The sequence below is a fragment of the Clostridium sp. 1001271B_151109_B4 genome (assembly GCF_015670405.1).
In the GTDB taxonomy this organism is placed as follows: Bacteria; Bacillota; Clostridia; order Clostridiales; family Clostridiaceae; genus Clostridium.
This window is the reverse complement of record NZ_JADPBQ010000015.1, coordinates 16,346-31,139: the sequence shown is the minus strand read 5'-3', so window position 1 is coordinate 31,139 and position 14,794 is coordinate 16,346. Positions and strand designations below refer to the sequence as shown.

Annotated in this window: 15 protein-coding genes; 3 read left to right on the top strand and 12 right to left on the bottom strand. The window is 28.9% G+C overall.

The window, feature by feature from the left end; genetic code table 11:
- The first annotated feature begins 52 nt into the window (after positions 1-52).
- Positions 53-1,519: a nicotinate phosphoribosyltransferase gene (locus tag I4V63_RS11055; RefSeq protein WP_196001312.1), complete on the top strand. Its 1,467-nt coding sequence runs from the start codon at positions 53-55 to the stop codon at positions 1,517-1,519.
- A gap of 39 nt (positions 1,520-1,558) precedes the next feature.
- On the opposite strand, the gene I4V63_RS11050 is transcribed toward I4V63_RS11055, so the two are convergent.
- On the bottom strand, positions 1,559-1,783 hold the full coding sequence (locus tag I4V63_RS11050; RefSeq protein ID WP_196001311.1) for a hypothetical protein: 225 nt from the start codon (positions 1,781-1,783) through the stop codon (positions 1,559-1,561).
- 261 nt (positions 1,784-2,044) lie between these two features.
- Positions 2,045-2,374, bottom strand: coding sequence for a hypothetical protein (locus I4V63_RS11045; protein ID WP_196001310.1), 330 nt, complete (start codon positions 2,372-2,374; stop codon positions 2,045-2,047).
- Between the two features lie 225 nt (positions 2,375-2,599).
- On the opposite strand from I4V63_RS11045, the gene I4V63_RS11040 reads away from it, so the two are divergent.
- The gene (locus tag I4V63_RS11040; RefSeq protein WP_196001309.1) at positions 2,600-3,007 is read left to right on the top strand and encodes a Fur family transcriptional regulator; all 408 of its coding nucleotides are present in this window, start codon (positions 2,600-2,602) and stop codon (positions 3,005-3,007) included.
- Positions 3,008-3,083: 76 nt separating this feature from the next.
- Positions 3,084-4,007 carry a hypothetical protein gene (locus I4V63_RS11035; RefSeq protein ID WP_196001308.1) on the top strand — a complete coding sequence of 308 codons (924 nt, stop codon included), beginning with the start codon at positions 3,084-3,086 and terminating at the stop codon, positions 4,005-4,007.
- Positions 4,008-4,156: 149 nt separating this feature from the next.
- Here I4V63_RS11035 and I4V63_RS11030 read toward each other — a convergent pair whose 3' ends face one another.
- From I4V63_RS11030 to I4V63_RS10985, 10 genes are all read right to left on the bottom strand, one after another.
- Positions 4,157-4,672, bottom strand: coding sequence for a hypothetical protein (locus tag I4V63_RS11030; protein ID WP_196001307.1), 516 nt, complete (start codon positions 4,670-4,672; stop codon positions 4,157-4,159).
- Between the two features lie 109 nt (positions 4,673-4,781).
- Entirely contained in the window at positions 4,782-5,078 is a 297-nt protein-coding gene (locus I4V63_RS11025) for a hypothetical protein (RefSeq protein WP_196001306.1), read from the bottom strand.
- A 23-nt stretch (positions 5,079-5,101) separates the two neighbouring features.
- Positions 5,102-5,422: a hypothetical protein gene (locus I4V63_RS11020; protein ID WP_243280492.1), complete on the bottom strand. Its 321-nt coding sequence runs from the start codon at positions 5,420-5,422 to the stop codon at positions 5,102-5,104.
- 190 nt (positions 5,423-5,612) lie between these two features.
- On the bottom strand, positions 5,613-6,215 hold the full coding sequence (yihA, locus tag I4V63_RS11015) for a ribosome biogenesis GTP-binding protein YihA/YsxC (RefSeq protein WP_196001305.1): 603 nt from the start codon (positions 6,213-6,215) through the stop codon (positions 5,613-5,615).
- Positions 6,205-8,535 carry an endopeptidase La gene (gene lon / locus I4V63_RS11010; RefSeq protein ID WP_196001304.1) on the bottom strand — a complete coding sequence of 777 codons (2,331 nt, stop codon included), beginning with the start codon at positions 8,533-8,535 and terminating at the stop codon, positions 6,205-6,207. Before lon ends, yihA begins: the two co-directional genes overlap by 11 nt.
- A 172-nt stretch (positions 8,536-8,707) precedes the next feature.
- Entirely contained in the window at positions 8,708-10,363 is a 1,656-nt protein-coding gene (gene lonB / locus I4V63_RS11005) for an ATP-dependent protease LonB (protein ID WP_196001303.1), read from the bottom strand.
- 154 nt (positions 10,364-10,517) lie between these two features.
- Positions 10,518-11,813, bottom strand: coding sequence for an ATP-dependent protease ATP-binding subunit ClpX (gene clpX / locus I4V63_RS11000; protein WP_196001302.1), 1,296 nt, complete (start codon positions 11,811-11,813; stop codon positions 10,518-10,520).
- Positions 11,814-11,851: 38 nt separating this feature from the next.
- Positions 11,852-12,448: an ATP-dependent Clp endopeptidase proteolytic subunit ClpP gene (gene clpP / locus I4V63_RS10995; RefSeq protein WP_196001301.1), complete on the bottom strand. Its 597-nt coding sequence runs from the start codon at positions 12,446-12,448 to the stop codon at positions 11,852-11,854.
- Between the two features lie 155 nt (positions 12,449-12,603).
- Entirely contained in the window at positions 12,604-13,887 is a 1,284-nt protein-coding gene (gene tig / locus I4V63_RS10990) for a trigger factor (RefSeq protein WP_196001300.1), read from the bottom strand.
- 497 nt (positions 13,888-14,384) lie between these two features.
- Complete coding sequence (locus I4V63_RS10985; protein WP_196001299.1) at positions 14,385-14,585, bottom strand: hypothetical protein; 201 nt, start codon at positions 14,583-14,585, stop codon at positions 14,385-14,387.
- Positions 14,586-14,794 lie beyond the last annotated feature (209 nt).

Sequence of the window (14,794 nt, the reverse complement as noted above, 5' to 3'; positions counted from 1 at the left end):
TTATATATAGTTGTACAATAACTTTAGGTATTTTTCAATAAAGGAGATAAATATGGAAAATTTAATGAGATTTGATGTTACTAATGAAAGAAATCTTACTATGTTAGTAGATTTTTATGAATTAACAATGGCTAATGGCTACTTTAGTAAAGGTGTTCAAGATAGAATAGCTTATTTTGATATGTATTTCAGAAGAGTTCCTGACGGCGGCGGATATTGTATAATGGCTGGTGTTGATCAGCTTATTGAATATTTAAATAACCTTTCATTTACTGAAAGTGATATCAAATATTTAGCTGACAAAAATCTTTTCTCTGAGGAATTTTTAGATTACTTAAGAAATTTTAAGTTTACTTGTGATGTGTGGGCTATACCTGAAGGATATCCTGTATTCCCTAATCAACCTTTAGTAACTGTTAGAGGACCTGTTGTTCAAGCTCAATTTGTTGAAACTATGATTCTATTAACAATTAATCATCAAACTTTAATTGCTACTAAAGCTAATAGAATTTGTAGAGCTGCTAAAGGTAGAACTGTTATGGAATTTGGTTCTAGACGAGCTCAAGGATATGATGGTGCTATTTATGGTGCAAGAGCTTCTATAATAGGTGGATGTGATTCTACAGCCTGTACAATTGCTGATAAATATTTTAATATCCCTGCAGTTGGCACAATGGCACATAGCTGGGTTCAATTATTTGATACCGAATATGAAGCATTTAAATCATGGGCGGAAGCCTACCCTGATAATTGCTCTTTACTTATTGATACTTATAATGTTTTAAAATCTGGTTTACCAAATGCTATTAAAGTATTTGATGAAGTATTAGCACCTCTTGGCAAAAGACCTACAGGAATAAGAATAGACTCTGGAGATATAACTTACTTGACTAAAAAGTGTAGAAAAACTTTAGATGCTGCTGGTTATTCTGATTGTAAGATAATAGTTTCTAACTCACTTGATGAGCACATAATAAGAGATGTATTAGCTCAAGGCGCATGTATTGATTCTTTCGGCGTTGGCGAAAGGTTAATCACAGCTAAATCAGAACCTGTATTTGGAGGCGTATATAAGCTAGTTGCAGTAGAAAAAGATTCTACAGTAATTCCTAAAATAAAAATTAGTGAAAACAGCGAAAAAATAACCAACCCTGGTTTCAAAAAAGTATTTAGATTATTTGATAAAACTACAGATATAGCTATTGCTGATGTCATTTCATTAAATGATGAAGTAATCGATGAAAATTCTGAATTAGAAATTTTCGATCCTATCCATACTTGGAAAAGAAAGAGAATTACTAATTTCTATGCAAAAGATTTATTAGTAAAAATATTTGATAACGGTAAGCAAGTATATAATTCGCCTTCTGTTCTTGATATTAAAAAGTTTTCTAAAAAAGAAACAGCAAAGTTATGGCCTGAAATTTTAAGATTCGAAAATCCTCATACTTATTACGTGGATCTTTCACCTAAACTTTGGAATCTAAAGCAAGAGTTATTAATTGAAAAATCAAAATAAATCAAAGAGTCACCGAGAAAAATACTCAGTGACTCTTATTTATTCATCCTTATACCCTCTATAAGAAGGTATCATATATTCTAGTTTAGTATCTTGAGAATATGCAAAATCCTCATCAAGTATATCTTTAAAAATAATCTTCTCCCCTGCTAAATGTTCAATAAAAGGGCAAATTTCATTGTTATTTAGAGTTGGACTCATTGGACACTCATTACTACAACTAACTTTTTCCTTTCTGCTTGACCAAAATGGACATTTACTCATAACCCATACCCCCACTTACCTGTAAACGAAATCACACACTTATTATATATGATTTCCATTAATAAATAAATACTTCTACATATTTTCATAATAAATTACAAAAACTTTACATTCTATAAATATTCATCTGATATCTCACCATTTTATACTATTTATATATAATATAACATAATTTCTCATTAAATCAATATTTTTATATTATTTCAATAAAAAAAGAACTAATTTCTTATTGAAACTAGTTCTTTTTACTATTTCTTTTTACTATTTCTTTAATGCTGCATTTTTTACTACAGAAATTTTAATTATTTCATTTTGGAACGCTTTTAATAAAGCCTTCTCTAAAACTTTTTGTTGATCAAAGTTTTCAATATCTCTACATTCTGCAAAAACCTTATTTAACTCACCATCAACATTAGTATAAGTTAATGTAACATATGGCTTTTCATATTCAACATTAACTATTTTTAACCCCCATGATATTTGTGCATAATCACCGTCAAGAGTTAATTTAGTTAAAGATTCTAATTTTTTATTTTCTTCGCTAGGATCATTAATTATTAATAATTCGTCACCAACCTTATATTTTGCCATAAAAATTCTCCTCCTTAATTTAAACATAATACTAAACTTTATATTATGCAATTTGCATCTTTTATATGTGCAAATTAATTCTTATTCTTCTTATAAAATATCACAATATGCATATATTTACAATAATATTTTCTTTAGAATGCTTTATTATTTAATAAATATTATTGACAAATAATTATATTTGCTTATATAATTATATTAAATAAATATAGGAAGGTGTCATTAATGGATGATATAATTTTAACATTTAAGGAAAAGAAATTAAAATTAACACCTCAAAGGTTAGCTGTTTATCAATATTTAAAAAGCACAAGCGAACACCCTTCAGCCGAAACAATTTATAAAGCATTACAACCTAACTATCCAACTATGAGTCTTGCTACCGTTTATAAAACTCTAAAAACTTTAGTTGAAATAGGTTTGGTTCAAGAATTAAATGTTGGTGAAGGAAACTTTAGATATGATGGAAATTGTAGTGAACATGGTCACATACAATGTATTCACTGTGGTAAAGTTGATGATTTATGCGACGTAGATTTTTCACCATTAAATAAAATGGTTGAAGAAAACACTCATTACAAGGTAAAATGGAATAAACTTTTCTTCTATGGATTATGTAAAGACTGTCAGTAGTATTCTGCTGGCTTTTTTTCTTTTATAAAAGTTATTTATTACATAGTAATCACATATACTTTACTGAGGTGATACTATGCTTAATTTCAATTTACAAAAAAATAATTCTTTAAAATTAATACTATTAATTTTTTTTGTAATCATTTTAGGGTTATACTTAAATACATACATGAAAAATGTACAAACACTCTCTAATTCGTATAATAACAATAAAAATAACGAAGAATATGATTTTGATGGAGATGGCGAAAATGATGAATTATCCATTATATCAACAAATTCAACTTATTCAATAAAAATTAAAAATTCATTCGGAGAAACACTATTAAAAAGCAACGAATTTGATTATTCTTTACTTGATATTTCTCCATCTTGTGCTATAAAAATCTTATACATAGATTTAAACAGAAATAAGATTCCTGAAATTATAATAAGCGGATTAAAAAACAATAAATCAACCTTTTATATTTTTAAATGGGAAAATAACAGCTTTCAAGAAGTATTTTTTACCCAAAACAATATATTATCAATTTTAGATTTTAATAATTCTAAAACGCCTAAACTTTATACAACCTCTTCTTCTAAGGGTGACGAATCTACAGAAGGATATATTTTAAATTCTAGCACACTAAAGGATATTACTTTTAGTGCACCAAAAATACCATCTCTTAGTTCTATTCAATTATTAATAGATTGTATCGAAGCTGATTATGAACTTGATGATGTTCCTGATATATTTACATCTACAATAGAAAGTGATCAATTAGGATTATTATGGAATTTAGATAAAGATAATTATAGGTATTCTTTTCAAAAAGCTTATTGTTATGATACTACTTGGAATGAATCTGGTAATACATCTTCATTATGCTGGATACTATCTTTCGAGAAAATAAATTTTACTAACTCTAATTCAAAGCCAAAAGAGCTTCTCTTATATGTTACTGCAGAAATAGACGAAGCAAATCAATTTAAAATTTCTTCATTATTAAAAAAGTAATATAAAAGGCCGCTAAAAAAGCGGCCTAAAAGGGGGATGGGGGGGTTTAGCTTTAATGAAGATCTCTCTTCATTTGCTATAGGAGAATACTCTCCGGTACATTAATAGTATTAACCTTTTACTAAATTTTATACACCTTTAAAATTTTATTACTCATCAAATATACCATCATTGTACATAGTAATTACCCTATCGATAAATTCTCCTCTCTCTCCACCTACAATACTTCTAATAGCTCTAAGCATTTGAATATTATCATCATTCCTTTCGCCTCTAGCAACAACTTTTTCATTGGTGCCAAAATCTAAATCATCTTTAATAGTATTACTACTCTCATTATTCGAAGAAGACTGATTGTTAGCGCTTGTATTGTTTTTTATATTTGATACACTTCCCATATTGTTCATATTTCCCATTAAATTTCCTAAGTTCAAATTATTAAAATCAAATCCTTGTGTATTCATTGATTGTAATAAACTATTTATTTGATTCATATCAATATTTCCGAACATACTACTCAATAATTGATTAGGGTTTATACCAAATGGTCCACTATTATATGTTGGTCTACTATTAGTATTTGTATTTACGTTAGCATTATTTCTATTATCACTTGTACCTTCACGTCTAGTATCGCTTCTATTTTTATGCTTACGCTTGGACATATAAGTACCTCCAAATTATTTCTTTACTCCATTATATGTAATTAACTTATATATGTTTATAAAAAAGGATATTTTTTTGGAGGGTCATAAAGGCCCTCCATCCTCTTAACTAGCAGCAGCAGTCACTTTCACAGCAGCAATTGCTTCCTACGGTATTTCCTCCAAATAGATTTCCATAAGATCCACCACATAGTAAGAATAATAAGATTATTAAATATGAGCAGTTATTATTAAGAAGTCCTGATCCACAAGCAATTAATAAAAATATAATTGGTGCTACACAATTATTTAATCCACCAAAAACATTTCCACAGCATGATCCATAATTGTTAGCTACTGCATTATTGCAGCAACAAGGTTCACAACACTCTTGGCAACAACATTTCTTATTTCTCTTCTTTGACATAATTATTCCTCCTTCCTACTAAGCTATAGTAGAGCTCCACTGCAGTTTGAATTAAATCCATTATTTCCACAACCAAAAGTACCATTACATAAGAATAATATTACAAGTAAGAATAAATATCCTCCGCCGCAAAATGATCCATTATTATTATTATAAGAATTATTACAACAGCAATTATTTGAAGCTGTATTTCCACAGCAGCATCCTGTATTAGCACTTCCACCTTGTCCAGCATAGAATAAAATTAATAATATCCAAATCCAGCTACCAAACCCACAACCACAACCAGTATTACAAAAATTGTTTCCAATAGGTTCTGCTGAAGAAAAACTAGGACAATCCATGTCATTCAATTCATCAATCATATCATGCATACTAGGCATCTTTACATTCCTCCTAAGGATTTATTTTTTTTTGTTTTTATACTATATACTATTCTCTTTATTTTTATTTGACACTATTTTCCTTTCCACATCAAAAATTTTTTATCTTTTCTTAAATAAAAAAGCTACCCTTATACAGGTAGCTTTTTTATTAAATTAACTTAGCCTCTTCTGATAAATCTTCAAAAATATTGTTTATCAGCTCATCTTTTCCTTTTTTATTTAATGAAGAAAAGAAATAAAACTTATCAGTACTTCCAAGACCAAGCGTTTCTTTTATTATCTTTTTACTCTTACCTAACTCATTATTAGATAATTTATCACTTTTTGTTGCAATTACGATACAATCATAATCAAAGTGTTTTATCCACTCATACATCATAATATCATCCGCTGTTGGTTTATGTCTTGAATCAACAAGTAAAATTACTCTTTTTAATTCTTCTCTATCAGTTAAATACATTTCAATAGTTTTACCCCAACTTTCTTTTTCCTTTTTAGATACTTTAGCGTATCCATAACCAGGTAAATCTACTAAATAAAAATCACTATTTATTAAGAAAAAATTAATTAATCTTGTCTTTCCAGGTGTTTGTGAAACTTTAGCAAGTTTCCTTCTATTTGTTAAGGCATTTATTATTGAACTTTTACCTACATTAGATCTTCCAACAAAGGCAATTTCATTTCTGCCATCTATAGGATATTGATTCCTTTTAACAGCAGATATAATAAATTCTGAATTTTTAATTATCATTATTATCAACTCCGATTAATGCATTTTGTAATACATCCTCAACTTTATCAGCAAAAATTAAATTTAATTTCCCTTTAATTGACGATGGTATTTCTTTTACATGCTTTTTATTATCTTTTGGTAAAATAACAGTATCTATTCCTATTCTATGTGCTGCTAAACACTTTTCTTTAACTCCACCGATAGGTAATACTCTCCCTGTTAATGTCACTTCTCCAGTCATAGCTACACCACTTTTTACTTTTTTATTAGATAGTGCAGATACTAAAGCAGTAACCATCGTCACGCCTGCAGACGGACCATCTTTCGGTACGGCCCCTTCTGGAACATGAATATGAATATCATTTTTTCTATAAAATTCTGCTGGAATATCATACTTATCAAAATTAGCTCTAACATAGCTATATGCTGCCTTTGCAGATTCTTGCATAACAGAACCTAATTGCCCTGTTAACTCTAATCTACCGCTTCCCTTCATAACAGCAACTTCAACCGGTAAAGTATCTCCACCATATGCAGTCCATGCTAATCCAGTAACAACTCCAACTTTATCTTCTCTTTCTTCTTTCTCATACTTAAAAATTACTGGTCCTAAATACTTTTCTAGCTTACTTGAAGAAACAATAATATTCTTTTTATTTGTCTTTATTAATTCAGTAATACTCTTTCTAACTACCTTATTAATTTGTCTTTCTAAATCTCTAACTCCAGATTCTCTAGTATATCCATTAATAATTTCTTTTATGGCGTTATCAGATATCTTTATTGCATTATTTTCAACTTTACATTCATCCATTACCCTTTTTAGCAAGTATTTTTTTGCAATATTAAACTTTTCATCATAAGTGTATCCAGAAACCTGTATTATTTCCATTCTATCTAAAAGCGCTGGCGGAATAGTATCTAATGAATTTGCTGTTGTTATAAACATTACATTAGATAAATCAGTTTCAACTTCCATATAACTATCCCTAAATGTTTTATTTTGTTTAGGATCTAATACTTCCAATAAAGCATCAGCAGGATTTCCTTTATAATCATTACTTAACTTATCTATTTCATCTAATAATATTAATGGATTATTAACCTTAGATTCCTTTAAAGCAAAAATAATTCTTCCTGGCATAGCTCCAATATAAGTTCTTCTATGACCACGAATTTCAGCTTCGTCACGAATACCACCTAATGAAATCCTAACAAACTTTCTACTTAATGATTTAGCAACAGATTCAGCTATTGAACTTTTTCCAACTCCAGGTGGTCCAACTAAACAAAGTATAGGACCCTTTAAAGATTTTGTATATTGTTTTACAGCTAAATATTCTAAAATTCTTTCTTTAACTTCACTTAATCCATAATGCTCATTATCTAAAATTTCTTGAGCTTTTTTGATATTAAAGGAATCCTTTGTAGCCTTATTCCAAGGAATTGCCACTAGCCAATCTAGATAATTTCTTATATTGTTAGCTTCACTTGAATTTGATGTTCTTAATCTTGATAATTCATATTCAGCCTTTTCTTTTACTTCTTTAGAAAGCCTAAATTTCCTTAGCTGTTGTACATATTTATTTGCTTCTCTTGATTCTTCATCTTCTCCAAGTTCTTCTTGAATAGCTTTAATTTGTTCTCTTAAGAAATATTCCTTATTACTCTTATCAAGCTTAGTCTTAACTTTACTTCCTATTTCTTTCTCTATTTCAACTATTTGAATTTCTTCATCAATAAATACAAGTAACTTTTCTATTCTTTCATAGACATCTATAGTTTCTAATATTGATTGCCTCTTTTTATCATCTAATTGAATATATGCAGCTATTAAATCAGTAATCTTACTTAAATTTTTCTCTTGTTCCATCATTTTAAGTACTTTACTATCATCACCTTCTGTTGAGTAAATATACTCTGCAAAAGCTTTACCTAACTGATTTCTGAAAGCTATATCTTCATTACTTTCAACCTCAGTTACTTCTTCCAGTATTCTTTCAATTTTAGCTTGTAAGAATTTTTCTTTTTCCTCAAATTCTAATAGTGTAGCTCTTTCAATTCCTTCAACTAAAACCCTTGTCGTTCCTTTTGGTAATTTAAGTATTTGTTTAACTTTACATATAGTTCCTATACTATACATATCTTCTTTACTTTTTGGAACTTCTACCTCAGGATCCTTTTGTGTAACTAAGAAAATTTTTCCTTCGTTTACCATCGCTTCTTCAAGCGCTGCAATAGACCTTTCTCTTCCAATATCAAAATGTATAATCATATTGGGAAAAATAGTAATACCCCTTAGAGGTATTAATGGTAATAAAATAGAATCAGTATTCATTTTCCCCCTCCATTCAAATCGTCATAAATAAACTATCTAACTTTTAAATTATACACGTAAAACTATTTTTTTTCAACTTTATACTAATTCCTATATTAATTTATCTATATTGAAGCTTCTATAAAAAAATAAATGACAAATACCTATAATCAGCATTTGTCATTTAACATTTTTATAACTCTTTTGCTTTTGCTGAAAGAATATCAATTTTTGTTTTATCATTATTTAATATACACAATTCTAATACTTCTTTTATATTAGAAACTTTAATTATATCAATTCCTTCATAGTCTAAAAATGATTCATTCCAATTACCAGATGGTATTATAACTCTATTTGCACCTGCTTTTTGAGCTGCTAGTATTTTTGCATTAACACCACCTATAGGATTAACCATACCCAAAAGACCAATTTCACCTGTCATTGCAACTCTGTTATCTACCGGTAATTCTAATATAGCACTATATACCGCCGTTGCAATGGCTATACCTGCTGACGGTCCATCTACCGGTATACCACCAGGAATATTAATATGTATATCATATTTATCACAGTTTAAATTATATATATTATTCAAAGCAGTTAATACATTTTGTATGGAAGAAAATGCTGTGCTTTTTCTCTTAACTTTCCTATTACTCATAGTAATTTCTTCTTCTTCAATAATACCAGAAATCTTTAATTCCCCTTCTCTACCTTCTACCTTTTTTGCTGTTGCTTCTATTTCCATAAGCATTCCAATATTAGCTCCATGTACAGCTAATCCATTCACCACCCCAACTTCTGGCCTATCTAAAATTTTCTTTTCTTGTATTTCTGTATATTGACCATTTTCTATTACCCATTTAATATCATCCTCAGTAATATTATCTCTTTCTTCATTAATAGCAATTCCAGAACATAATTGAATTAAATTAACTACTTCTCTTCCATTATTACAAAATCTGCTTATAAGATCTAACCCCTTCTCTGAAGTACTCAATCCTACTTTCATAATTGCTTTTTTAGCTATTTCCCTTATTTCCTCTGGTTGCAAACCTCTAAAAAACACCTCAACACATCTCGATCTAATAGCTGGAATTATTTCATCAGGACTACGTGTTGTTGCTCCAATTAATCTAAAATCAGCTGGCAATCCATTATCAAATATTTCTTTAATATAAGTTGGCATATTTGGATCTTCAGAGCTATAATAAGAACTATCCAAAAATACCTTTCTATCCTCTAAAACTTTAAGCAATTTGTTCATTTCGATAGGCTGCAATTCACCAATTTCATCAATAAATAATATTCCTCCATGAGCTTTTGTAACTGCACCAGGTTTAGGCTGTGGTATACCTGCTACTCCTAAAGCGCCTGCCCCTTGATAAATAGGGTCATGCACCGATCCTATTAGTGGATCTGCGATTCCACGTTCATCAAATCTAATTGTAGTAGCATCAATCTCCACAAATTTAGCATTTTCTTTAAATGGTGAAGCTTTCTTTTTCTTAGCCTCTTCCAATACTAATCTTGCAGCTGCAGTCTTGCCTATCCCAGGTGGTCCATAAATTATAACATGTTGAGGATTAGGTCCACATATAGCTGCCTTCAGTGCCTTAATACCATCCTCCTGACCAATAATATCATCAAATGAAGTGGGTCTACTTTTTTCAGTCAAAGGTTCTGAAAGCTTTATCCTTTTCATCTTCAAAAGTTTTTCCATTTCCTTTTTATTTTCCTTATCAACCACAACATTTCTAGAACGATTAGCTTTATTACTATTAAATAAATAAATAATAAATAGAACCATCATTATAGTTTGTAAAACAATCATTATTTCACTCATGAACTCATATCCTCCCTTTTCATAAACTCTATTTCTATTATTAACCTATAATAGTTCTATTATTCCATAGTATATAGTAATAAGTATTATTTTTTCTATATTTAGGATAAATCTCAAAATAAAAATCACCTCTAGAAATCTAGAGGTGATTTTTTTAGGCTGTTTCCATACCTTTTCTTTTTTTAGTTTTTTTAGATTTTAAAATAGGCCTAACTTCGTTTTCACCTAATCTAATTAATTCTGGTAATTTTTTAGATTTTATTGAATCTTCAGTTATAATAACCTTACTTATATTTTCGTCTGATGGCACATCAAACATTACATCAATCATTATATCTTCAACAATAGCTCTTAATCCTCTAGCACCTGTTTTTCTCGCTATAGCTTCATCTGCAATAGCTTTAAGTGCATCTTCAGTGAACTCTAACTCTACATTATCCAACTCAAATAATTTATTATATTGTTTTACTAATGCATTTTTAGGTTGACTTAAAATATTAATTAATGCATTTTGATCTAATGATTCTAGAGAAACTACCATTGGTAATCTTCCTACAAATTCAGGAATTAAACCAAACTTCAATAAATCCTCCGGAAGAACATTTTTTAATAATTCTCCAACATCTTTTGCTTCTTTTGATTGAATTTCAGCTCCAAATCCCATAGTGCTAACTCTTGTTCTCTTTTGAATAATCTTATCAATTCCATCAAAAGCTCCACCACAAATAAATAAAATATTTGATGTGTTAATTTGGATAAATTCTTGATGCGGATGCTTTCTTCCACCTTGAGGTGGTACAGAAGCTGTTGTCCCCTCTAATATTTTTAATAATGCTTGTTGAACCCCTTCACCAGATACATCTCTAGTTATGGATGGGTTTTCAGATTTTCTAGCAATCTTATCAATTTCATCAATATATACTATACCCTTTTCAGCTTTTTCAACATCATAATCAGCATTTTGTATTAGCTTTAATAAAATGTTCTCTACATCTTCTCCTACATACCCTGCCTCAGTTAATGTAGTAGCATCTGCTATTGCAAATGGAACATTTAAGAACTTAGCTAATGTTTGAGCTAAAAGTGTTTTACCAGAACCAGTAGGTCCTAATAATAATATATTACTTTTTTGAAGTTCTATATCATCATCATACGTATTTGCTTTCACTCTTTTATAATGGTTATAAACTGCTACAGATAGTGCTTTTTTTGCTCTATCTTGCCCAATAACATATTGATCTAAATATTCTTTTATTTCATTTGGTTTAGGAAGAGCTGTAGTATCTAACTCTACATTATCTTCAAATTCATCTTGAATTATATCTGAGCATAAATCTATACATTCATCACAAATATATACTCCTGGCCCAGCAATTAATCTTTTTACTTGATCTTGATTTTTACCACAAAATGAACACTTTAATTGCTTTTTATCTTCAAATTTAGCCATAACCTCACCTCACTTTGGCATGAAATTGCCAAAAATAATTATTTTTTATTTTTTACTATTACTTCATCAATTAATCCAATTTTTAACGCTTCATCAGCACTCATGAAGTTATCTCTTTCACACATTTGAACCATAGTTTCATAATCAACTTTCCCATTAGTAGATTCAGCCATAGTTCTTGTTAATGTTTCTTTTATCTTTAATATTCTCTTTGCATGAATATCAATATCAGTTGCTTGGCCTTGGAATCCCCCTAAAGGCTGATGTATCATAATTTCACTATTAGGAAGAGCGTATCTCTTACCTTGAGTACCACTAGATAATAAGAATGCTCCCATTGACGCTGCCATACCAATACAAATAGTGCTTACGTCACATTTAATATATTGCATAGTATCATAAATAGCCATTCCTGAAGTAATTGACCCTCCTGGACTATTTATGTAAAGATATATATCTTTATCTGGGTCCTCACTTTCTAAGAATAATAATTGAGCTACTATAAGATTAGCAGTTACATCATTTACCTCACCGCTAAGCATTATGATTCTATCCTTTAAAAGTCTTGAAAAAATATCATAAGACCTTTCTCCTCTTCCTGTTTGTTCAACAACGTATGGAATATAATTGCTCATACTTCATTCCCTCCTTTTCTCTTTAAAACCCTTCTTACTTTTAATATATCCAACTAATCAAAAGTAATTATATTAAAATTATATAAAATTTACTTTATTTTGTTAAAGAAATATTTGAATAATTGCCAGAATTTCTTCTGGCAATTAAATTAGGACTATTTATTATTTTCTAATAAGAACTTTATTGCTTTATTTGTGATTACATCAGATCTTAATGCTGCTTGTTGGCTTTGCATTAATAATTCCACCATTTTATCATCTTCTGATGCAGAATACATTTTAGCAACTTCTATAGCTTTTTCTTTTATTTCTTCTTCAGTAGCTTCTATATTTTCAGCCTTTTCTACAGCTTCTAAAACTAAATCAACTTTTACTTTAGTAGCTGCATTTTCTCTCATATATTCTCTCATTTTTTCTTCATCAGTTCCAGTGAATTGGAAGTATTGTTCTAAATTTAAACCTTGATATTGTAATCTTTGTTCTAAGTTTTGAACCATTTTATCTACTTCTTTTTCTATCATAACAGCTGGAATTTCAACTTTTGCATTTTCTGCAACAGCATTAATTACCGCTTCTTCGAACTCTCTATCAGCTCTTTCAGTGTTTGTTGCTTCTAATTTAGTAGTAATATCAGCCTTTAAATCAGCTATTGTATCAAATTCAGAAGTTTCTTTAGCAAATTCGTCATCTAATTCTGGTAATTCTTTTACTTTTATTTCTTTAATAGTAACTTCGAATTTAGCTGGCTTACCATTTAATTCTTCCTTACCATAGTTTTCTGGGAAAGTAACATTTACCTCAACTGTATCATTTACTTTAGCTCCAACTAATTGTTCTTCGAATGTATCTATGAAAGTTTTAGAACCAATTTCTAAAGAGTAATCATGACCTTCTCCACCTTGGAATGCTTCACCATCAACAAATCCTTTGAAATCAATAACAGCTATATTTCCATTTTCAACTGTTCCTTCTTCTTTAGATTCAACTCTTGCATTCTTTTCTTGCATTTCTTTAAGCTTCTTAGCAACTTCTTCTTCAGTTACTTCGTAAGTTTTCTTTTCTACTGATAATCCTTTATATTCACCTAATTCAACTTCTGGATAAACAGTTACTTCTGCAGTATATATGAAGTCTTTCCCTTCTCCAACTTCTACTACATCTACTTTTGGATAATCAACTGGTATTATGTTATTTTCTTTTAATACTTCACTATAAGATCCATCGATTGCAAAATTAACTGCATCTTCTAAAAGAACTCCAACTCCATAATATTGCTTAACTACGTTCATTGGAACTTTACCTTTTCTAAATCCTGGCACATTAAAATTCTTAACATTTTTCTTATAAGCTCTTGTTAAAGCTTCATTGAATTTATTAGCCTCAACCTTTACTTCAAATTTAACGACATTTACGTCGATTCTTTCCATTTTAGCTTCCATTGTATATTCCTCCTAAAAAAGTATCTCTTGTTTGATTAATACAACTAGCTCATTATAACATATTAAAGCTAATTTTTTCAAATGTTTGTTCATAAAAAGCAAAAAACATCTAATATTTTACTCATTACATACAATATACTAAAATTTTTCTCTGTATATATTCATAATCAGCGCTTCTTTTCCTATCTAAGCAATCTATTATTCTTAACCAAAAAATCAATTAATTACGATATATTTTACCAATTATAATATGTTCTTTCAAGACATTCTTAAATAAATTATTCTCACTAATATATATTTATACTTTTATATATTTATACTTTTCTGTAAAACTACACTGTATTTATTCCTACGCAATTTCATTAATAAATACTATCCCTTTCTTTAAATATATATTCAAAGAATTAATATTATTTTTTTGCATTAATAGTATTCAACTTTTAAAATTCTATTATAATCATTTTTTTCCAAACTTTTCTTCCTTAGAATTCGACATTCTAGTTTACTTTTCTATTTTTATTATAACATTTTTTATTACAGCTTTTCACATTACCGCATCCTCCTTGCCCATTATTACAGCAACCACCGCATTTAATAAGCCCCATCTCCCTCATCTCCTTAATACTCAATCTAACTTCATTTTCTGAATAAGGTTCATAATCCGGAGTATTCTTAAGCACATTTTCTCTTTTTTTCATTTTTATTCCTCCTTATAACTGCTATTTTATTTAATTTTATCATCTATTTTCTTCTAGATTTATACACATTAAAAAAAAATTCAACTTTTTTTGTAAATATTATTTGATTTTATTAAATTATATTGTATAATATAACTATAGTATTTGATAGAATATTTATTAAATAAAGCCCATACCGCTCTATAATTTAACAAATTATAGAGTTTTAA